The sequence below is a fragment of the Flavobacterium salilacus subsp. salilacus genome (assembly GCF_004634195.1).
Lineage (GTDB): Bacteria > Bacteroidota > Bacteroidia > Flavobacteriales > Flavobacteriaceae > Flavobacterium > Flavobacterium salilacus.
In genome coordinates, this window is record NZ_SKBP01000001.1 from 605,022 (window position 1) to 627,044 (window position 22,023).

The following is a 22,023-nucleotide window of genomic DNA, read 5'->3' on the forward strand; positions in this document are numbered from 1 at the left end:
GGGGGGCAATATAATTGCCCTACCGGGTTTTTAAATCATAGCCTGATTACCCGAAATGTAATATATCTGCTTGAGGATATAAAATAGAAGAATTGCTTATGCAGGGATAAGCGTTTTTTTATGTGGTAAGAAAAATATTGTGAAGCCTGGGTGCAAAAAGAGGAAGTAAAGTAGTTATTGATTGCTAAACACTTCCTGAAAGAAGTCAATTTTTCCTCTTCGGTCTCGCTGTCGTCTATTGCCAGCCATTCAAAGTCTTCCTGCTCTATATCAGAGAGTACGTACTTGATAATGAAATCCTGACCTTCATAATCCGGATTAACAGTTTCGGAACTTTCAATTTTTTTTACTGAATGGTCATTACTATAACCCGTGTACACATTTGCATATAATGCACTCTTTCCTCCTAAAAGGAAGATTGTAAGTAACAGGAAAAATCTAACCAACAGTTTTTTCATATCGATGGCAAAATTAGTTAAAGTTGCTTATACCGCCAAAGAATGTGCTATTAAATAAAATATAATATCAGGAGGTAATTTTTTGTGGTTATTTTCTTGATATCAAGCAGATAATGGGTTTGCAGAATAAATATAAATACGGGTATTGAGCTAACTTTTATGCATAAAAAAGTAGGGCTGTAAATTTTTACTCGGCACTATTCTCCATTTCGCTTTTGCACCTATATTTAAACAGCTACTTCTTAAACATATGTAATGTGTAATATCCCGTTTCTTTCCATAAAAATACCCCCAAATAGTATTTAACTTTTTGGGGGCAGTTCACATTGAAGTTTTTTTCAGTACCTGGAGTGGGAATCGAACCCACACACCTAAGTACACGAGTTTGAGTCGTGCGCGTCTACCAATTCCGCCATCCAGGCATTTAGTTTATTTGTGGGTGCAAATGTAAAAATTTTTATTTAATTCAAGGAAAAATACATGATAAATTACTTCCGTACTTAAATTAAATTCCTAAATTTGCACCTCATTATAAAAAGCAACTCTAACTAACTACGAAACAACTGTTTAAAAAATGTCATACCACGAGCCCGAAGCGAAAATATTTGCATGCTCTAAAAGTGTGTACTTAGCCGAAAAAATAGCCGAAAGCTATGGAGTACCGCTGGGCAAAATTACGTTCTCTAAATATAGCGACGGCGAATTTCAGCCTTCATTTGAAGAATCTATCAGAGGGTTAAGGGTATTTCTTGTATGTTCCACATTCCCGAATTCGGATAACCTAATGGAGCTTTTACTGATGATAGATGCTGCCAAAAGGGCTTCGGCAAGACATATAACCGCTGTTATTCCCTACTTTGGCTGGGCAAGACAAGACCGGAAAGATAAGCCGAGAGTGCCGATAGGGGCAAAACTGGTAGCTAAATTGCTTGAAGCAGCAGGTGCAACAAGAATTATGACGATGGATTTGCATGCTGACCAGATACAGGGCTTTTTTGAAAAACCGGTAGATCACTTATTTGCATCAACCATATTCTTACCGCATGTTAAGGGTTTGAATCTGGAAAATCTGACAATTGCTTCTCCTGATATGGGTGGCTCTAAAAGAGCCTATGCTTACTCTAAATTCCTGCAAAGCGATGTAGTAATATGCTACAAACACCGCAAAGCTGCCAATGTGGTAGAAGCTATGGAACTTATAGGGGAAGTGAAAGGACGTAATGTGATACTGGTAGATGATATGATAGACACAGGCGGAACGCTGGCAAAAGCTGCCGACCTGATGATAGATAAAGGAGCATTGAGTGTGAGAGCAATATGTACACACGCTATACTATCAGGCGATGCTTACGAAAAAATAGAAAATTCCAAACTGTCAGAACTTATTGTGACCGACAGCATACCGCTGCAAAAACAAAGCAGCAAAATAAAAGTAATAACCTGTGCCGACTTGTTTGCAGATGTAATGCACAAAGTACACCTGAACAACTCGATAAGCGGGAAATTTTTAATGTAATTTATTATTTATTAACTATATTTTATTTCAATGAAATCAATTACGATCAACGGATCTGAAAGAGAAAGCGTGGGTAAAGCGGCAACGCGTACGGCACGTAATGCTGGAATGGTTCCTTGCGTGTTATACGGAGGAGAACAACCAGTACATTTTACTGCAGAAGAAAAGGCTTTTAAAAACCTTGTTTACACTCCAAACGTGCACACTGTAGTAATTGACCTTGCAGGAAAAACGTATAACGCTATCTTACAAGACATACAGTTTCATCCTGTATCAGATAAAATCCTTCATATGGATTTCTATCAATTACATGAAGATAAAGAAATCACTATGGAAGTTCCTGTTAAAATCAAAGGAACATCTCCGGGTGTACTTGGTGGTGGTGTACTTCGCCTTAACCAGCGTAAACTTAAGGTGAGAGCATTACCTGCTAACCTTCCTGATTATGTTGAAGCTGACATTTCGGGACTTGAAATGGGTAACAAACTTTATGTTACTAAAATTGAAACTGACAATTTCAAATTACTTCACCCGGATAACACCGTGGTTGCACAAGTAAGAATTTCACGTGCTGCTATGAAGGCTGCACAAGAAGCTGCAAAAGCGGAAAAAACAGCAGGAAAGAAAAAATAATTCCTCCTTTTTCAAGATACAAAAGCGCACCGAATGGTGCGCTTTTTTTATAAATCAATTTCTAAAATCTATACTTAAAGGTCATTAAAACATAGCGGGGTAATAGCCTGTAAGAGTTTGTCGAATAACCAATATCACTTACACTATAGGTAGTAAAAACATTAGTATCAAATAAATTGCGCCCATCAAGACCTATTGAGTACTTTTGTTTTTCAAAAGAATACAAGGCTTCTAAATCAGCAAAAAAGTAGTTGTTATAGCTATCGACACCGCCAAAATTATAATGTTCTGTTTTTAACTGAACGTTGAAATTCTCGCTGATAACGTATTTTAAATCCAGGTAACTGAATTTGGATGTGTTTCGGAAAGTATTGTCTGATTTTACCTGAGAGAAGTCCCACTCTGTAGCGATATTAAAATTAAAGGCAGATTTAAAATTACTTCCCCAACCAAGAGTAAAAGACTGATGATAGGATGTATTCTTTCTTAGTCCTGAATTGTTGTACTGATTATAATAAATCGCGCGACCTGCATCACCTTCCAGTTTTACCGTTCCTTTTAACTTTCTTATTACGTAATGTGAACTAAACCTAACCCCAATTCTGTCGCCTCCCCTTATTATAAAAGCATCAGAGAGAGATGTATTTTGATCCAGTTGGCTGCGGTATGTTACAACATCGTTTTGCCTGGAGTAACTTAACCCTGCTGAGAACTGATAGCGATTTAAGTAGTGTTTTGTGGTAAAATCTAAACTCGCATTTGAACTTTCCCACTGATTAAAATAACCCAACCCTCTACTAAAACTACGTGAAGAGGTTAACAAATAGCTATCGTTTACCTGTAACAAATCACTATTAGTAACATTATAGCTGTACATAGCACTGAATATGTTATCAGGATTTAACCGCCACGAAGCATTGAGTGTCGGGTTTACAATAAAAGGATTTTGAGTTTTGGTATCGCCTTCACTGTTTTGAAAACGATTAAAAAGCTGGTGTATGTTTACAGTGCCTCCTAAAGAGAACTGCTTAAATTTAAATGTATAGCCACTTCTGGCATAGAGGTCGCCCACACTGTATGAAATGTCTGATTGGAAATCGGCTGGATTTGTGGTGTTATTACCTGCAAAGAGGCTAAAGCGGGTAGTAAGATCATCGTTATTATAGTCGTAGCCTACTGCAAAACTTATAAGATCATCATTTTTTTGTTTAAGCCGAAAATCTGCCTGTAAGCCTGCATATTCTTTGTTACTTTTAACATCGTTGCCTACCGCATCAACAGTATCAGAAGCAAACAAATCCCCTAATAAATAATCATTGATGCCATAATTTTGCGGTAGCTTGTCCGTAAAAAAGCGAGTTTTTAGTAATACGATATTCCGGTCGTTCCATTTATGAGTATAAGTTGCCTTTTGGTCAAAATACGTATTCTTAGTCTCTAATGTTTCGCGGGTACTTGTCCCGTTGAAGGTATAATCGTTTTTATAGTCTGATTTTCCGGCATTAAAAGTAGTGGATGATTGTACCATTTGAGTTGCCGAAACATCGTAATTAAATAAAGCGTTTACATAACTCCGGCTCAATTTATCACGAGAGTTATTGATCTCACTATTTTCAAAAAACGTTCCTTGAAAATCGGTTACACTATACGAGTTGTGAAAAGCATCCTGCTCATCAAAACCTAAAAAGCCAATGAGTTTCAGTTTGGCGTTATCACTCAGCGGAAAAATAGTACTCAATGTCGCCACTTCGGCATTGTTAAAGCGGGTACGATCTTCGCCCAGTCGTGATGAGCCGATACCCATGCCCATTATCTTTGAGGCACGATACCCATGACCGATAGATTCTAAATCTACCGAGTTAGAAACCATTGCATCGACATTACCCGTTTTATCATACCCGGCATTGTTGAAGGATGTGGTCAAAAAGGTTTTATATTTTTCGGCAAAATGCATCAGATTACCTGTCGCCAGGTAACGGTTGCGCTCGCCATATCCTATTTCAATATTGCCAAACCATAAATTTTTATACGCTTCATCTATGGTCAGGTTAAGTGCTACCGCGTTACTATCCTCAATCCCTTTGAGTAATTTATTGTTGGAATAGTTTTGTAACACCTCCACTTTATCCAGTGGTTTGTTGGGCATGTTTCTGGTAAGGAGTGAGTAGCCTTTATTAAAAAGGTCATCTCCGTCAACCATTACTTTTTCGATAGGTCTATCGTTATATTTTATCGTGCCATCTTTTTCTATAACGATACCCGGTATGTTTTTAAGCAGGTCTTCGACCACTACTTCTGAGCCAGTACTTAGTGCTTTAGCGTCAAAAACCAACGTATCGCCGCGCAATACTACAGGCTGTTCATATTTAATAACAACTTCTTTAAGTTCTTCGCTGCGAAGTTTGAGCGTAAAATTTTGAACCCGTTTTTCCTTGTCTTTTAGTAGTATGGTAAGACTTTGTTTTTGATACCCTAAGTAGTTTGCTTCCAGGGTATAACTTCCTGATTCAACTTCAAGAGTATAGCCTCCATCCTTATCGGTAATGGTATAGGTAATGATTTGACCAGTCGTACTTTTTAAAAGTATAGATGCGCCTGACAGGGTTTCGGTAGATTCATCACTAACCTTACCGTTAATTGTAGATTGTGAAAATGCTGAGATTGCACAGAGAAATAAAATAAAAATGTATTTCATTCATATAGCTATTCTTCCCATTCGTATTTCGTTTCCATACCATTATTCGGCACAGGAACATCTTGAAGGTCAGGGTTGTTTTTAACAGCTTCTGCATGAATATTATCACGATATTCTTGTGTATCTATTAAAAATTGCCTGTAGGATATGGGGTTTTTGTTTTTTGTTTTTATTAAAGTATTAAAGTCTTCCTCAAAAATAGCATTTTTTTTAAATTCTATTTTAACTGCTCTGTATGTATATCTATTTGTTGCATCATAAGCCTCAAGAATTAATCCCGGCAGCCCATACAATTTCCAAGGACCAAAAGGCAATGGCACTTCTGTAGTAAACCAAGCAGTCCATTCTCTGCCACGAAAAGAAACCGTAGCTTTAGTACAAGAAAAGCCTTCTATTGTTTTACTCTCGTTGGTTATAGTCCAGTCTAGATTTTGATAATCATCCTGTATTAAAAACCTATTAGCTCCGATTGATTCAAAAAATAATATTTCCTGTTTATTGCGATTAACCTTTAAGTAAGGCTCAAGAAAATGCGTTTTGGTTGAAGTACTGAGTGACTCATACACAAGACCATCGTTAGTATTGACATCACTTCTTGTAGCATTTTCGTTTGGTTTTTCATGAAATAAAGAAATATCTTTATCAATATATAACGTAGTATAATATGACGTAGGAAAATCTGAATTGCTAAAAAAACGATATTCTACCTGTGCGCTGGCAACTTTTTGACTTTGACCAAAAACAGGATAGCATAATAAAGCAAAAAAATATAAAAATAGTCTCATAGGCAATATTGATTAAAACGCGAAGGAATAAACCTCCTAATCAATTAAATCCAATGATAGGAAATAATAGTTAAAAGTAGGTGTTGTTCCGCTATTCTTCCCATTCATATTTCTTTTCATGAGGAAGTCTATACCTTACACGGGATTTAACAATCTTTCCGTTAGGAAGTGTAATGTCTTGATTTGAACTCATGTTAATACCTTTACTACGTAACTGAGCATTAGCATTTTCAATGAATTCTTCTTCCATCTCCAAAAGTTTTCTAATAAAAATAGGCTCTTTATTTTTTGTTTTTACTAATGTTTTAAACTCTTGATTAAAAATTGAATCTTTTTCATATTTTATTTTCTCCATACGGAATACATTTTCTTTTTCATCATCGTAAGCTTCTATAATCAAACCAGGTAATCCATATAGTTTCCACGGGCCGTAAGGTAATGGTATTTCCGGAGTAAACCATACTATCCAGTTTGTATCACGAAAAGTCATGGTAGCTTTGGTACATTCATATCCCCCTATGTTTTGGGTTTCGTTGCTGATATTCCAATTATGTTTATAATAAGTATCTTCTACCAAGAATTTATGCCCTCCAGCCCTGTCAAAAAAAAGTATTTCTTGCTTTGAATGGTCAATTCTCATGAAATACATATTATCTACATCCTTAGTCATAACTCTTTGATCTTCTTCGCTTTTATAAACTTTTGTATTCGTTTTAGGATTATATATAGTAATTGTATTATTTACAAAAACTGTTGCGTCCAGCGTATTTGGAAAAAAGCCATTGTTATACTTTTTGTATTCTATTACTGCATTGAGTATATTCTGACTAAATAGAGGATAAGATAATAAAGCAAAAAAATATAAAAATAATCTCATAGGCAATATTGATTATAACGCGAAGGAATAAACCTCCTAATCAATTAAATCCAATGATAGGAAATAATAGTTAAAAGTAGGTGTTGTTCCGCTATTCTTCCCATTCATATTTTAGCTCCATACCATTACGAGGTGCTTTTTCTCTAGTTATTGAAAGATTTCTTTCTTGGCTTAGTTTTTTATACATATTCTCTATACTTTCTTCTCTATCAGCTAAGTACTGCTGATATGATATTGGCTTAGAGTTTTTTGTTACCATTAAAGAAGTAAATTCTTTATTTAGTATCTCATTTTTAGTGTACTCTACTTTAACTGCACGCATAGTGTATCTTTCTGTGGTATCATATGCCTCTAATATTAACCCTGGTAACCCATGTAATTTCCATGGGCCAACGGGAATAGAGATATCCGAAGAAAACCAAGCTATCCATTTTCTTCCCCTGTAAATAGTACTAGCTTTCGTACAAATAAAATTAGCAATAGTCTTTCTTTCTGCACTAACAATCCAGTCAAACTTGTGGTAGTTATCCTCGATAAGATAAAAATTATTATTATTTAGTTCATCAAAAAAAAGGATTTCTTTTTTAGTCCTATCTATTTTTAATATCGGGTCAAAATAACTCTGAGAAATATTAAAATCAAGACCTGCTACTTTTGGAGAATTCTCTCGTTCTTCCCATTTTTGAATAGTACTATATTTCTCAACATATATTGAAATATCATTAGTAGCGTATAAAGTTGCATACAATTTTGTAGGAACATCTGTATTGTTAAATAGTTCATACTCTACTTGTATGGTAGAATTTATATCTTGAGAGAAATTGAATGTTGTATAAAGAGCAAATAAAAAAACTATAGCTAATTTCATTCTTTTAATTATAAATAATTATTAATACTAATAAAGCCAAGATGTTCCAGCCCATAAAACAGTACCAGATTGGTAGGCTGCTACCGCCGCCAGCGCTGTAGCTCTCAATGCTAGAGCACAATCGTTTTCAGTAGTGGCATTGGACATCCCATAAACTGTCTCAAGAATATTTCCTTGACGATCTGTAATAATAAATCTAAATCCGCAAGGGGCAGCTACAGCTTCTTGCTTTAAAATTTCTTCAATACTTTTTTGGTTTATAACTTTACCGTTCTCTGCAAAAGTTGAACCAGCAAATGCCAAACAGGCAGCTACACTAAAAATTACTTTTTTCATAAAAAATTAAAATTAAATGGTTAATAAATATTTAAAACAACAAGCTTGTTCAGTATTAATGCTAAACCAAGTTCACTTAACTCCTTTAAGAAACCAAGCGACTATTTTTAATATGAAAAAATGCTTCTTGGGGTATGAATAACGTAATTTTCATAATTTTCGGTTTAGTTGGATAACCAATATTAGTGATTAAAATTTAAACACGCGACAATAAAAATGTTAAATATTTAGTATTGTGGTATTTAAAAAATCAACTATGCTTTATTAAATATTTTAATTTTGCTTCTATAGCATAATTACCATCATTACCTGTAATAGTATGGCTTACAATTTTATCATCGGCATTTTTTATAATAACCGATGCGCCTGCAAGTACTTCTTTAGATATATTGGTTATTTTACCGTTAATTGTAGATTGTGCAGATGCTGCGATTGTAACAAAAAATAATAATAAAATGTATTTCATTTATATAGCTATTCTTCCCATTCAAACTTTAGTTCTTTTGTTTTTCTTGGAGGTGTAGGAAGAAACTTAATGTGTTTCATTTCGCTTTGTATCTCCGCACGTGTGTTCTCAAGATATTCTTGATAATTCTTCAGAAACTCTTTATATGATATAGGCTCGTTATTTTTAGTTTTATAGAGCTTTGTAAAATCTTTATCAAAAATATTATCTCTTTTAAATTCTATTTTAACAGCCCGCATTGTGTAAACACCTTCTATATCATATGCTTCAATTATTAAGCCTGGCAAGCCATGGAATTTCCATGGTCCATAAGGCAATGGTATTTCAGGTGTAAACCACGCTACCCATTTCCTTCCTCTGAAATTTGTTGTCGCTTTTACACATTCATAGGCAGCAATTTCTTTTGTCTCATCACTAATCTCCCATTCAAGCTTTGTATAATTATCTTCAACTAAATAATTAATACTGTTGATAGGTTCGAATAAAAACACTTTTTTATTTATGTGATCGATTTTTGTATAAGGCTCAAAAAGATTCAGAGGTTTTCTTGTAACAACCCCTTCAGAATTTTCTAAATCAAAAGCTTGCGTACTGTATTTTTCAAAAAAAATGGTAATCTTTTTATCCGTAAAAAGTGTCGCAAATAAAGTATTTGGTGAATCTGTATTATTGAATATTTGATATTCTACCTGAATATTCTCCTTATTTTGAGCATTTAAACAAAGTGACAGATTACAATATAATATTATAATTAAAAAAAATTTATTCATACATAATTTATTTTGAAAAATACAGTAATACAAGCAAATAAGTTTAAACTCAATATCTCGAAACTATAGTTAAGCTATAATCGGGCCATTTTGCAGCTAATCTATCAGCCGCCATTAATGCTAATCCAAGACAAGAAGTAGCATCTGTTGTTTCTACTACACCATCAGCCCAGTCAACCATGTTTCCATTTCTATCAAAGACTTGCACTAAGTAAAAACACTCCCCTGCATCTTCTTCAATTAAGGTCTCGGTATTAATATTTTCCTCTTGTATATCTTTCGCGTGAGTTGCAAAAGTAAAGCCAAGTACTAAGAAACTAAAAATGATTTTTTTCATAATGATTAATTTTAAAATTATAAACGACTAAAATTTGACTATTAAATGAGAATTTTATGTTGCGAGAAATTCATAAGAAACTTCAGCTTCTGGATATCTATATTCCATAAACGAAACCTCTGCTAAAATTCCTCTCAAACAATCTATGCTTCCTAATTCTGGGTCATGTACAGAATATCCAGTTATAACATTACCATCTCTGTCTTTTACCCAAATTGTATAGGAACATCCCACGGCAGTGGTTTGGGCATCAAAAAAATTCAAATTTTCACTTTCTTTTAAACCAACTTCGGAATTTACAGAAAGAACTGAGCCACTGAAAGCAACACAGGCAATTACACTAAAAATTACTTTTTTCATAAAAAATTAAAATTAAATGGTTAATAAATATTTAAAACAACAAGCTTGTTCAGTATTAATACTAAACCAAGTTCACTTAACTCCTTTAAGAAACCAAGCGACTATTTTTAATATGAAAAAAGTTTTTGCGGGGTGGTAATAAAATGATTTTCATAATTTTCGGTTTAGTTGGAAACACAATATTAGCAAATAAAATTTAAGCATACAAGAGTAAAAATGTTAAACCCTTAGTATTGTGATATTTAAAAAAATAAACATGATTTATTAAAAATTTTATCTTTGCCGTTATGAAATGGCTTACTAACCTTTTTACCGCTAAAACAGCAACAAAAGAACTTACGAACCCCATGAAAAAATTTCTTATCGCGGGACTTGGCAACATTGGTGCCGAATATGTAAACACACGCCACAATATAGGGTTTAAAGTACTCGACAAACTGGCACAACAGGAAGGACTTGATTTTACTACGGCAAAACTGGGTGCAGTAGCCGAGTACAAACTGAAAGGACGTACCCTGATATTATTGAAACCTAACACCTACATGAACCTGAGCGGTAAGGCCGTAAAGTATTGGTTGGAAAAAGAGAATATTCCTTTAGAGAATTTACTTGTAGTTACTGATGACCTCAACATTGCTTTTGGCACTATTCGTATTAAAGCGAAAGGCAGCGATGGCGGGCATAACGGGCTGAAAAGCATACAACAGGTATTGAATACTGCCGACTATCCGCGTTTTCGCTTCGGGATAAGCGATGAGTTTAAAAAAGGTAAGCAGGTAGATTATGTACTTGGCGAATGGAGTGAGGAAGAAAAGGTAAAACTTCCTGAAAGGCTGGAAACATCGGCAGAAGCCATAAAATCGTTCGCATTGTCAGGGCTTGCTAATACCATGAATACTTATAACGGGAAGTAACATTAATTAGGAATAAAAAAAGGCTGTATCAAAAATGTCATTCTGAACGAAATGTAATGGAGTGAGGAGTCTCAATCATTTAACAAACAAGAGATTTTTCCTCCGTCAGAATTGCAAAATGTTTATTTAATGCTTTTTAATACAGCCTCTTTTCTTTACTGTACCATTATCTTTTTCGTTATCCTATTACTGCCATCTTGTACAGTTACTAAGTAAACTCCGGCTTCGGCTGCGCCCAGTGAAAGGTTTTGTTCAAACAATCCTGTGTTGCTGTACGTTTGGCTGAGCAGTTGCCTTCCCCGTATATCATGTACCACTACACTTATATCGCTGCCTGTGGCAGAAGTATAACGCACAGTAAAATTGCCGTTATTAGGGTTCGGATACAATGTAAAGTTGGTAAATGCATTATCCTCAATACCCGATACAGCTTCCTCAGTAGTACAAATAGTAAGACTCCAGCTATTGATGGTCCCGCCATCCTGATTAAAACCATCCGACACTTGCAGTACCCATGTACCTTCGGGCAACTCACCATTAAATGTTGAAAGTGCCTCGTCAGGCTGTATTGTCCCGGTTAAAGCAGGTGTTTCATCACAAACAGAAGGCTCGCCACTATCGTCAAAGGTAGCTTGTACATTATCTTGGTCACCACACTCATCACTGAAAAGCTGCACTTCGGTTCCTTGCGGACTAATGAGGGTAACGGTAAGATCGGATAACCAAGTATGGCTTATATCAACAGCTACACTTACTTTGTGTATAGTGCCGTCTCCCGAAACTGTAACAGTGCTGGTAACGGTATCCTCGCTATCATCCGGTATGGTTACGGGTATATCAGTCGCGTTATAACTATTACACTCGGCAATACCTGTAATAAATCCGTTAACATTACTGGAGCTTCCGGCACAGGCCTCGCCAATAGGTGTTACCCTCCAGTAATACTGCCATGATTCCTCTAACAGTGCTGTGTAGCTGCTTTCTGTTACAATAGCATCTATTATTATATTTGTAAAATCTTCATCTCCGGCTATTTCTATTTCATAACTTGTGGCATCGGCAGCGTCACTCCAGTCAAAAAAAGTTTGGTTGAATACTGCCGTAGCATTATCCGCAGGAGAAATAAGGTTTATTGTTCCAAAAGCAGGATCTTCCAAGTCCAGATATACATTTATTATTTTAGCGGTAGCTCCTGAAGTTGCCACTATTTCGATAGTATAAAAACCGGGAGTTGTACTATCTGTTGTAACTACCGTCATAACTACTTCGCCGGTAGCTGTGGCAGTTTCGGGGCTGAATGTTACCGTAGAACCGGCAGGATTTCCTGTTGCTGAAAATGTAGTGGTACCGGTAAATCCGGAATAGGCATTATGGCTTAAGGTATAACTAACTTGGTTACCTACACAGTTGGCAATATTTTGGTCGCCATTTACGGCTATTGCCATGGTAGTTGCGGGTGGTGTAATAGTAAAGTTGGTATTTGAGATATCGTAAAAAATATTTTCATAGCCTTTTACCATTATCCTGTTAGTATTACCCGGCACATTGGGTACACTAATTACTTCGCTGCCGTCATTAGGCACTTTGGCAGCCAACACAATCGGGTAGGTAAAGCCGCCGTCGGTAGAAAGAAATATATCTACATATGGAGTATCAACACCATTTGCGGTAGTACCTGCCACATCCCACTCTACATCTTTATTTGTTCCTGCCTGCCATGATACGGCAGTATTAGGAGTGTTTACTATAAATGGTCCGGCATCTCCCGATACATTTACTTTCATTTCATCAATTACTACCTGACCGCCAAGAATATTGTTATCCCTTACGGTAAATGCAAAGTTAAACTCCCTTTCTACAAAAGAGATAACCTCCCAGGTTGGGGCAAGGTCGTTATTGATTACGCTTTCAATATCCGGCATAAATCTTTCCGGTACTTCTTTACTGGGTAATGAGCGAAAGTTAGGCCCATCAACAGCCACAGCCACAGGGGGCTGTTCGGATATCTCATTATCCATTTGTTCCCAGTTATACGTCATTTCGTCGTCATTAGCATCAGTGGCTTTGCCCGAAAGTATAAATGGTGTACCATAGGGTATAGTATAATCAGGTCCGGCATCTACTACGGGCGGTACATTTCCGGTAACAGTACTTTCGGCACAATCACCCCAAGTTGTTATAAACTCTGTCATCTCTGCAATACTGTTAGCATGAAAATGCGCATCAGAATTATTCTGTACATTGGGGGGGCATATCCCGGCATATGCCATAATAGTACTTCCGCTTCCCGGTTCATAGGCATTAGCGTCACTTCGGTTACCGCCACATGAATTATTAAAACTGTGATTACCGCCAAACTGATGCCCCATTTCGTGAGCCACATAGTCAATATCAAAAGGGTCGCCTACGGGAGAGGGCAATCCTGTAATGCCTCTTGCCTTACTATCGGAGCAGGGCGAAAATAACTGGGCTACGCCACCCCCACCGGTACTCACGGTATGACCAATATCATAATTATCAAAGCCTATTATATCGTCTATTTCATTTTGACTCTGGTTGAGTAATACGTTATCGGTATTGGCATTATCAAAGTTGTCGCTGTCTATAAAAATAACATCCTCGTTATTGGGTATCAACTGTAATGTTATAGAAAGGTCGCGTTCATAAACACTGTTTACACGGTCAACCGTAACAACCATAGCTGCCAGTACGGCTGCTTTCTTTTCTGCCGGCGTGCCATCGTTAAGGTCGGCGGCATTTACATGAAAAGCTGCATATTCTATAGTACATGCCATAGCCAAACGATAGGTTCTTAAAACACCATCTGTAGAAGCAATGCTTAACGGCTGGGGTATGCTTTTTTGATTATTGTGAGTATCGTTATCCGTAACACCACAGTAAAAAGAATGATGGGTAGTAAGCCCCTCTCTTTTATACACTATATAGGTTTGTAAATCTTTGGTATAAGGATCGGTATACGATGTACCTTCAACCGACTGTAGCATATTATGGAAACCAAACGGGGTAATGCTGAAGTGTATTACGGAGGATGCATCATCCACATCCTGCCCTACATACGTTTTAATATCAGGATGTTTTGCCGATAGTTCCGGATGCATTACCGAGGTTTCATAAATGCGATAGTAATTCATATCTCCGTTACCGTCGGGAAATGGCAATATAAGGGCGGACACCTGTCCTTGCTGCCTAATTGGGGCTTGCTGCAATTGCGCTTTCAAATTTTCAAGGTTAAGACTGTAAAGTTGAAAAGTAGCCGGCTGTGATGTTCTGTCCAGTTTTTCATGACTTTCAATGTCTTTGGGGACACGATTCCATATAGCATTTTGGGAATAGCCCGACAGGGTGACCATCAGGGTAAAGATTGATAAAAATAGCTTTTTGTTCATGAGTTTAGTTAGTTAATTTTACGAATATACTAATTTATAGCATAAAATTTTAAGCATTATAGTGTTACACTATTACTATTACGTATTAAAAGCATGTTTGGCTTTAAATTTGTACATTCGTAATTACATAAACAAAACTAATTAATAATGAAAAAATTTGCTCTGATACCAACGCTTCTCATACTATTTAGCTGCGGAAGTACAAAAAGTTTACAGGAAGCATCAGACCCCGCATATAGTGAAACTTCGTGCCCCACTGAAGGGGGCTGTACTTTTGAAGTTTTAAAAAACAAAAGCCTCGTTATTAAAAAAGATGGTATTGACAAGCTATATTACAGTATTGCTGATAACCCTGCCACAAGTGTTGTAAAATACCGTTATGATAAAAAAGCCAATCCCAGACTGCCCGATTCGGGGTATGCTGAAGAGGTGGTATTTGAAATCGCTAATGACAGTAAAGCTTTGGATTATAAGGATAGTGATATAGCGCAAACCAAAATGCTTTTTGGAGTGATGTGTTTTTGCAAAGGCAAAGCCGGGTTTTATCCTGTTACGTCAGGAACACTGGCTTATAAAAACAACGTGCTGCATATTGCGCTGCCTGAATTGGTAGATGCACAAAAACTTAAAGATATATCGATTACTTTTAAATAAAAAAGGGAACACTAAGTGTTCCCTTTTTTATACTATTCTACAATAATTTTTTTCAGTGCTTTTCTGTCGCCATCGGTTACTGTTACCATATATATACCTGATTGTAGCTCATGCAGGTTAATATTAGCAGTAAACGCTCTCGTATTTTTGTATCGGTTGCTATATACCTCTCTGCCTCTCATATCGTGAACTGCTATATTTACATCATTAGTATTCTCTGAGTTGAATGCAACGGAGAAAGAGCCGTTATTAGGGTTAGGATATAGTTTAAAGCTTTGTAAACCAAAGTCATCCGCAGCGTTTGTTGAACTGATTTCGATTTCAATGCTGTTTACGGCATAATATATATTACCTGCCGCCTCTACCATTATTCTGCATGTTGTTGAATTTATATCAGCAGGTACTGTTATAATTTCCGAACCGTCATTAGGCGTGTTTTCTGCAAGTACAATATCAAAGTTCTGTCCGCCGTCAATAGACAAAAGTATATTTACATTTTCAGTATTAACATTGTTTGCCGTTGTTCCTGCCACATCCCAGGTTATAGTTTCTTGTTCATCAGCTACCCATATAATATTGTTGGTATTTTGAGAAGTTACTGCAAATGGTCCTGCACCGCTAACCACTACAACCGAAACATTTTCCCTCGCAGTCTGCCCGCCATTTGGGAGTTGATTATCGCGCACTGTTAATGCAAAATTCAGGGTACGTCCTACAGAGGGTACTACCTCCCACGTTGGTGTAAGGTTACCCGCCAATACATCCGAAAGTTGCGGCATATACCTGTTAGGCGAATCTGAAGGAGGAAGTGATCTGAAGTTAGGGCCATTCGTACTGAATGCTGAGGGAGCACTATTTTGTGTAGAGGAACTTCCGTTGGCGTTTGTCTGCTCCCAACAATAGGTCAGTACATCGCCATCTACATCCGTAGCATTTCCTTTTAATATAAATGCGGTTCCTCTTGGTATATTATAGTTAGTAAGAAAACTTATGAATGGAGCCGAATTGTCATTAGGTGTCTCGGCAGCACAAGTGCCACCTGCACCGTTAAGGAATGTTTCCATCTGGTTGATACTAACAGCATGGAAATAATCATCTGAATTATTTTGAACATTTGGGGGGCTTATGCCCGCATAAGCCATTATAGTACTGCCGCTACCCGGCTCTACAGCAGTAGGGGCATTACGCTGAAAAGAGTTATTAAAGGTATGTGATGCACCAAACTGGTGTCCCATTTCGTGAGCCACATAGTCAATATTAAAAGGATCTCCTACCGGAACGGCAGAACCTGTAACTCCTCTGGCTTTGTTAGAGGTACACACACTTTGAATATTGGCAAGACCACCTGCACCGGTGCTTACCACATGCCCAATATCATAATTACTTGTACCAATTGCGCCATTAATAACCGATTGTATTTGTGATATAAGTACATCAGCATCATCATTATTAAGGCTGTCAAAATCTACAAATATAATATCTTCATTATCCGGCACTATTTGCATTGTTATAGCCATATCCCTTTCATACACGCCGTTTACACGAGTCATAGTAACATTCATTGCCGCAAGTACGGCAGCTTTTTGTTCTTCCAAAGGAGCTGTATTCAGCAAAGCTGCATTTATATGATATGCTGCATACTCTATAGTACATGCCATAGCAAGCCTGTAGGTGCGCAATATTCCGTCGCTTGCCATAACAGAAGGCGGAACAGGTTGCTCCTGAGCTTCCTGTGTTACACCGCAAAAAAATGAATATGGGTTACGTAAATCAGTTTTTTTATAGATAAGATAATTTTGTAAGTCCTTAGTATAAGGGTCTATATAAGATGTACCCGCTGTGGAGAACATCATAGAGTGCAATCCGAAAATAGTGATGCTGAAACGAACGGAAGATGCGGGATGCTCTATACCCTGCCCTATATAACTTTTTATGTCAGGATGTTGTGCAGCAAGGTCAGGATGTAAAACCGGAGCTTCATATATCCTAAAATGTTCTATTTCGCCTTCGCCATTAGGAAAAGGGATGATAACCGATGATGGTTCTGTATAATTTTCACGTGAAGGAGCAACCTGTAAAGCTAATTGTAAAGCTTGAAGATCTAAACTAAATGTATGGCTCTTTACAGGTATTGAAACCCTATCCGTTTTCTCTAAATGATCCAGTCGGCTAGCCGGGACAGCAGTCCAAAATTGCTGTGCACTACCCGACCCAAAAACGGCAATGGTAACAAGTAACAGTAAAATTCTTCTCATGATTTTTTATTTTTTTGGATAATTATGGGCTACTAATTTACTAATTATATACATCAGGGGGTATTGTATAATCAACATTTTAAAGTTAAAATAACATATTTCAGAATTTAACCCAGTAGTTCATTGCAATAAAAGGGAAATTTCATTATTTATTTAACCCTCAAAAAAGGGAAAAATAACCCCTTGTGAGATTAAAATTTTTAAAAACAGTCATAATACTATTCTTTTTAAAAACAGATAATTAAATTTGCTCTTTATAATTGCATCTTTTGAAAATATATAATTCCATACAGGAGTTTGGCAGTACAACCAAAACCATCGTTACCTTGGGTACTTTTGACGGAGTGCACAAAGGGCATAAAAGTATTCTTGACAGGCTTTTAAAAAGCAGCCAATCGTCAGACTGCGAAAGCGTTGTACTAACTTTCTTTCCGCATCCACGCATGGTATTACAGCAAAATAATGATATTAAATTGCTTAACACCATGAACGAAAAAGCCTATTTGTTGGAACAACAAGGTATAGATCACCTTATAGTGCACCCGTTTGACCATGCCTTTTCCCGGCTTACTGCCGAAGAATTTGTAAAAGACATTTTGGTTGACAAACTGAATATCTGTAAAATAATCATTGGGCACGACCATCGTTTTGGGCGTAACCGTACGGCAACTATTGACGATCTTATACACTTTGGTACAGTGTATGATTTTGAAGTCGAGCAAATATCGGCACTTGAAGTAAATGAAGTTTCTGTAAGCTCGACAAAAATAAGAAATGCACTGGACAAAGGAGATATAACTACAGCAAACGAATTTTTAGGATACAATTATTTTTTATCGGGCACAGTTGTAGAGGGCAAAAAACTGGGCAGGACTATTGGCTTCCCTACTGCCAACATTCATATTGAAGAAGATTATAAACTAATTCCTGCCGATGGCGTATATGTCGTATCGGCAACAATAGAAGGAAAAACCATACAAGGGATGATGAATATTGGTACAAACCCGACAGTAGGTGGTACTAAGCAAACAATAGAAATTAACTTTTTAGATTTTGACGGAAATCTGTATGGTAAAGAACTGAGAATAAACCTGCACAAAAGACTGCGGGGCGAAGTTAAGTTTCAATCGATAGATGTACTCAAAGTACAGCTTGCCGAAGACAGAACCGCCACTTTAAATTACTTTACGGAAAAAGGAAATGAAAAATCGTCTCTTTAAAGAAATTGACAATGCCCCTCTTATCCTTTTCAGGATATTTTTTGGGTTTTTGCTCGCCTGCGAAACCTTTGGTGCTATAGGAACAGGCTGGGTAAAGGCAAACTTTATCGAACCTCAGTTTACCTTTTCCCACATTGGTATGGACTGGCTGCAACCCCTGCCGGGCAATGGTATGTATTATTATTTTGCCATCATGGGAACATTAGGGCTCTTGGTAATGCTGGGATACAAATACCGCTTTACACTGGGGCTATATACTATTATGTGGGCAGGTGTATATTTTATGCAAAAAACATCCTATAATAATCACTATTACCTGCTATTACTGGTATGCCTCATTATGTTTTTCCTTCCGGCAAATCGTTACGCCGCAATAGATGCAAAACAAAACCCCGCACTTAAAAAACTTACTATGCCTGCCTGGTGTTCGGGAGTAATGATACTACAGGTTGCCATAGTATATTTTTATGCCACAGTAGCCAAGTTTTACCCCGGATGGCTGGATGGTACTTTTACCAAAAATTTGCTTGCCATGCATAGCGGCGAAGGTTTTTTTCATGAAATTGCCACCCAAAAATGGTTTTATATGTTTATTGCCTATGCCGGCATAATATTCGACTTATTCATAGTACCACTCCTTTTATATAAAAGAACACGAACAATAGCCCTTATAGCATCAGTAATATTCCACATATTCAACTCAATAACATTACAAATAGGCATTTTCCCTTTCTTTGCATTAAGTTTTGTTGTTTTCTTTTATCCGCCGGAACGCATCAGGCAAGTATTTTTCAAAAAAAAGCCCGCTGTTACCCATTATAATATAACTGCCGAAAAACGAAATATACTGCTGTATTTCTTTATCCCTTACTTCATTATACAACTGCTATTGCCCATAAGACACTATTTTATAAAAGGCGATGTGCTATGGACGGAAGAGGGACACCGCCTGAGCTGGAGAATGATGCTGCGCAGCAGGAACGGCTATACTACTTTCAGGGTAATTAATAAAGCTAATAATGAACCGCTGCCGTACAGACCTTTAGACTACATGACCCGTAAGCAACTTGGCTCTATGCAAACCAAACCCGATATGATATGGCAAAATGCACAGCGCATAAAGAAACATTTTAAAGACGAAGGACTGGATGTTGCTGTATATGTAATCAGTAAAGCAGGTATAAACGGAGCACCATTAAAGACATTGATAGACGAAGGTACTGACCTTGCTGCAACGGAATGGAATTATTTTTTCCATAACGACTGGATATTACTCTATGATTCCGAAGGCAACCTTGTTAAATAGGTTAAAGAAATGTTTTTATAGCTGTATTTCTATTAAAATTTTACTAATTATTCTTCATCTATTCTTTATTATAGCTAACTTTATATGAGTAAATTACCTTTTTTATTTAAAAAAAGGTAGTGGTATGCAGTAGTATTTGCCCTATGCAATACCTCGAAAATTTCAGATATAACTTAGTAACCAAAAAACAGCATTATGAATATTTCAAGAATTATCATCAATGGAATTATTATTTTTATTGGTATAGCATTATTTTTCCTTTTAATGGAAGTTTTAAATCTTACAGACCAGATATACCTCAGGCTTCTTAACTTTGTATTCGTAATATATGGTGTAAACCTTACCCTAAAACAAAATCATAAAGACCACATTTATGGCTACTTTACCAATATTTCAGCAGCCTTTTTAACCGCTTTTGTAAGTTTGGTAATTGGTATATTCAGTTTTGTTGCCTATGCAGGGTATAAAGGCGGCGAGTCGTACATAGACAGCCATGCTGAAGGTTATATTTTTGGTGGCGACCCTTCATTACCCCAGTTTGCAATGGGATTACTTTTAGAAGGTGTGGCATCATCGTTAATTATATCCTTTGCCCTGATGCAGATATGGAAAAATAGAATAGAACGAATTGATGCCATAGACGATGCAGCCCATAATGAGCATTAATTATAACTGCACTTCCCTAACTTAACGGAATTTGTTACTTTTGGGGCAACAATAAATTTCGTTACTGATGATTAAGAGGCACGACTGGACTAAAGAAGAAATAATAGCCCTGTATAATAAACCTTTGATGGACTTGCTGTATGAAGCAGCGTCCGTACACAGAATACACCACGATCCAAACGTGGTTCAGGTATCTACACTGCTTTCCATAAAAACAGGCGGATGCCCCGAAGATTGTGGCTACTGCCCTCAGGCTGCACGCTACCATACCGATATAGAAGGTAACGACCTCATGTCGGTACAACAAGTAAAAGCCCAAGCGCTACGTGCCAAAGCCGGAGGCTCATCACGCGTATGTATGGGTGCTGCATGGCGAAACGTTAAAGACGGACCGGAGTTTGAACAGGTATTGGAAATGGTGCGTACCATAAACAAACTGGATATGGAAGTATGCTGCACACTGGGCATGCTTACCGAAAACCAAGCCAAACGCCTTGCCGAAGCAGGACTGTATGCCTACAACCACAACCTCGACACATCCGAAGAATATTATAAAGAAGTAATCTCTACACGTGGTTATGAAGACCGCCTGCAAACGATAGACAATGTCAGAAAAACCAATGTTACCGTATGTAGCGGTGGCATTATAGGTATGGGTGAAAGTGTGGCGGACAGAGCCGGCATGCTGGTAGCTTTAGCCTCTCTAAATCCACAACCCGAATCAGTACCCATAAATGCATTGGTAGCCGTAGAAGGCACACCAATGGAAGACGAAAAACCCGTTGAAATATGGGAAATGATACGCATGGTAGCTACTACCCGTATTGTAATGCCCGAAACACAGGTAAGGCTTTCGGCAGGAAGAACACAAATGAGCCGTGAAGGTCAGGCTATGTGCTTTTTTGCAGGAGCCAACTCCATTTTTGCAGGAGATAAACTACTTACCACGCCTAACCCGGATGTTAATGAAGACATGAAAATGTTTGAAACACTGGGCATGATACCCCAAAAACCGTTTACAAAAATTTCGCAGCCAAAAACGGTAGAGGCTGCCGATTCACAATATGCTCCGCTGGGTGAAAAACCAAGGTGGACTCGCCCAGGGCACACTATAGAACGTAACCTTGAAGCAACCGGTAAAAAAGTATAACGCCGAAATATATAAATAATTGAAGCTCTCCTTCTGCAGAAGGGGAGCTTTTTTAATTGTTTATTATCAAATCATCACATAAAGAAGCTATTTTATGAAAATTTTGAACAGAATAACCTGAATGTTACAAAAATAATTATCTTTATCCGACACAAAGCCGAGCTTTTGTTAGCATTGCCAATAACCGCTTGGCATTTTTATGCCCACAAATTAAAGCCTATACTAATGAGAAGAATTTACTTAGCATTATTTATCACCCTTTGGGGCTTGAGCGATATCAATGCCCAGCAGGATCCTCACTACACACAGTACATGTACAACATGAATGTCATCAATCCGGCGTATGCCGG

At 37.2% G+C, this 22,023-nt stretch carries 21 protein-coding genes and 1 tRNA gene; 9 read left to right on the forward strand and 13 right to left on the reverse strand.

The annotated features are described in order from the left end of the window. Positions 1–35 precede the first annotated feature (35 nt). Both E0W68_RS02905 and E0W68_RS02910 read right to left on the reverse strand, forming a co-directional pair. Positions 36–458 (reverse strand): hypothetical protein, encoded by a 423-nt coding sequence (locus E0W68_RS02905; protein WP_135217897.1) that lies wholly within the window; start codon positions 456–458, stop codon positions 36–38. A gap of 342 nt (positions 459–800) precedes the next feature. Continuing rightward, positions 801–880 (reverse strand) — tRNA-Leu (locus tag E0W68_RS02910). Between the two features lie 152 nt (positions 881–1,032). Here E0W68_RS02910 and E0W68_RS02915 point away from each other — a divergent pair. Then, entirely contained in the window at positions 1,033–1,974 is a 942-nt protein-coding gene (locus E0W68_RS02915) for a ribose-phosphate pyrophosphokinase (RefSeq protein ID WP_135217898.1), read from the forward strand. Positions 1,975–2,004: 30 nt separating this feature from the next. Continuing rightward, entirely contained in the window at positions 2,005–2,607 is a 603-nt protein-coding gene (locus E0W68_RS02920; protein WP_135217899.1) for a 50S ribosomal protein L25/general stress protein Ctc, read from the forward strand. A 61-nt stretch (positions 2,608–2,668) separates the two neighbouring features. Here E0W68_RS02920 and E0W68_RS02925 read toward each other — a convergent pair whose 3' ends face one another. From E0W68_RS02925 to E0W68_RS02965, 9 genes are all read right to left on the reverse strand, one after another. After that, positions 2,669–5,302 carry a TonB-dependent receptor gene (locus E0W68_RS02925; RefSeq protein WP_135217900.1) on the reverse strand — a complete coding sequence of 878 codons (2,634 nt, stop codon included), beginning with the start codon at positions 5,300–5,302 and terminating at the stop codon, positions 2,669–2,671. A gap of 8 nt (positions 5,303–5,310) precedes the next feature. Continuing rightward, positions 5,311–6,087: a GLPGLI family protein gene (locus E0W68_RS02930; protein ID WP_135217901.1), complete on the reverse strand. Its 777-nt coding sequence runs from the start codon at positions 6,085–6,087 to the stop codon at positions 5,311–5,313. A 91-nt stretch (positions 6,088–6,178) separates the two neighbouring features. Then, positions 6,179–6,964: a GLPGLI family protein gene (locus tag E0W68_RS02935; protein WP_135217902.1), complete on the reverse strand. Its 786-nt coding sequence runs from the start codon at positions 6,962–6,964 to the stop codon at positions 6,179–6,181. Between the two features lie 91 nt (positions 6,965–7,055). Beyond that, positions 7,056–7,832 (reverse strand): GLPGLI family protein, encoded by a 777-nt coding sequence (locus E0W68_RS02940; RefSeq protein WP_135217903.1) that lies wholly within the window; start codon positions 7,830–7,832, stop codon positions 7,056–7,058. A gap of 27 nt (positions 7,833–7,859) precedes the next feature. After that, positions 7,860–8,168, reverse strand: coding sequence for a hypothetical protein (locus E0W68_RS02945; protein WP_135217904.1), 309 nt, complete (start codon positions 8,166–8,168; stop codon positions 7,860–7,862). 250 nt (positions 8,169–8,418) lie between these two features. Beyond that, entirely contained in the window at positions 8,419–8,634 is a 216-nt protein-coding gene (locus E0W68_RS02950; protein ID WP_135217905.1) for a carboxypeptidase-like regulatory domain-containing protein, read from the reverse strand. An 8-nt stretch (positions 8,635–8,642) separates the two neighbouring features. Next, a complete protein-coding gene (locus E0W68_RS02955; RefSeq protein WP_135217906.1) occupies positions 8,643–9,404 on the reverse strand; it encodes a GLPGLI family protein in 762 nt (253 codons plus the stop codon). Between the two features lie 49 nt (positions 9,405–9,453). Beyond that, positions 9,454–9,741: a hypothetical protein gene (locus tag E0W68_RS02960; RefSeq protein WP_135217907.1), complete on the reverse strand. Its 288-nt coding sequence runs from the start codon at positions 9,739–9,741 to the stop codon at positions 9,454–9,456. Positions 9,742–9,795: 54 nt separating this feature from the next. Beyond that, on the reverse strand, positions 9,796–10,101 hold the full coding sequence (locus E0W68_RS02965; RefSeq protein ID WP_135217908.1) for a hypothetical protein: 306 nt from the start codon (positions 10,099–10,101) through the stop codon (positions 9,796–9,798). A 287-nt stretch (positions 10,102–10,388) separates the two neighbouring features. On the opposite strand from E0W68_RS02965, the gene pth reads away from it, so the two are divergent. Continuing rightward, a complete protein-coding gene (gene pth / locus E0W68_RS02970; RefSeq protein WP_192824541.1) occupies positions 10,389–11,015 on the forward strand; it encodes an aminoacyl-tRNA hydrolase in 627 nt (208 codons plus the stop codon). A gap of 155 nt (positions 11,016–11,170) precedes the next feature. On the opposite strand, the gene E0W68_RS02975 is transcribed toward pth, so the two are convergent. Further along, positions 11,171–14,422: a zinc-dependent metalloprotease gene (locus tag E0W68_RS02975; protein WP_135217909.1), complete on the reverse strand. Its 3,252-nt coding sequence runs from the start codon at positions 14,420–14,422 to the stop codon at positions 11,171–11,173. Positions 14,423–14,569: 147 nt separating this feature from the next. Here E0W68_RS02975 and E0W68_RS02980 point away from each other — a divergent pair, with 147 nt between their 5' ends. Continuing rightward, positions 14,570–15,076 carry a hypothetical protein gene (locus tag E0W68_RS02980; protein WP_135217910.1) on the forward strand — a complete coding sequence of 169 codons (507 nt, stop codon included), beginning with the start codon at positions 14,570–14,572 and terminating at the stop codon, positions 15,074–15,076. Positions 15,077–15,108: 32 nt separating this feature from the next. On the opposite strand, the gene E0W68_RS02985 is transcribed toward E0W68_RS02980, so the two are convergent. Next, a complete protein-coding gene (locus E0W68_RS02985) occupies positions 15,109–17,331 on the reverse strand; it encodes a zinc-dependent metalloprotease (protein ID WP_135217911.1) in 2,223 nt (740 codons plus the stop codon). A gap of 269 nt (positions 17,332–17,600) precedes the next feature. On the opposite strand from E0W68_RS02985, the gene E0W68_RS02990 reads away from it, so the two are divergent. The 5 genes from E0W68_RS02990 to E0W68_RS03010 all read left to right on the forward strand — a co-directional run. After that, the gene (locus E0W68_RS02990) at positions 17,601–18,551 is read left to right on the forward strand and encodes a bifunctional riboflavin kinase/FAD synthetase (protein WP_135217912.1); all 951 of its coding nucleotides are present in this window, start codon (positions 17,601–17,603) and stop codon (positions 18,549–18,551) included. Then, positions 18,532–19,857 (forward strand): HTTM domain-containing protein, encoded by a 1,326-nt coding sequence (locus E0W68_RS02995; protein ID WP_135217913.1) that lies wholly within the window; start codon positions 18,532–18,534, stop codon positions 19,855–19,857. Before E0W68_RS02990 ends, E0W68_RS02995 begins: the two co-directional genes overlap by 20 nt. A gap of 195 nt (positions 19,858–20,052) precedes the next feature. Continuing rightward, positions 20,053–20,523, forward strand: coding sequence for a hypothetical protein (locus tag E0W68_RS03000; protein ID WP_135217914.1), 471 nt, complete (start codon positions 20,053–20,055; stop codon positions 20,521–20,523). Between the two features lie 67 nt (positions 20,524–20,590). After that, a complete protein-coding gene (bioB, locus tag E0W68_RS03005) occupies positions 20,591–21,673 on the forward strand; it encodes a biotin synthase BioB (protein ID WP_394346278.1) in 1,083 nt (360 codons plus the stop codon). Positions 21,674–21,898: 225 nt separating this feature from the next. Continuing rightward, a partial coding sequence (locus tag E0W68_RS03010; protein ID WP_135217916.1) for a type IX secretion system membrane protein PorP/SprF occupies positions 21,899–22,023 on the forward strand: 125 nt, incomplete at its 3' end.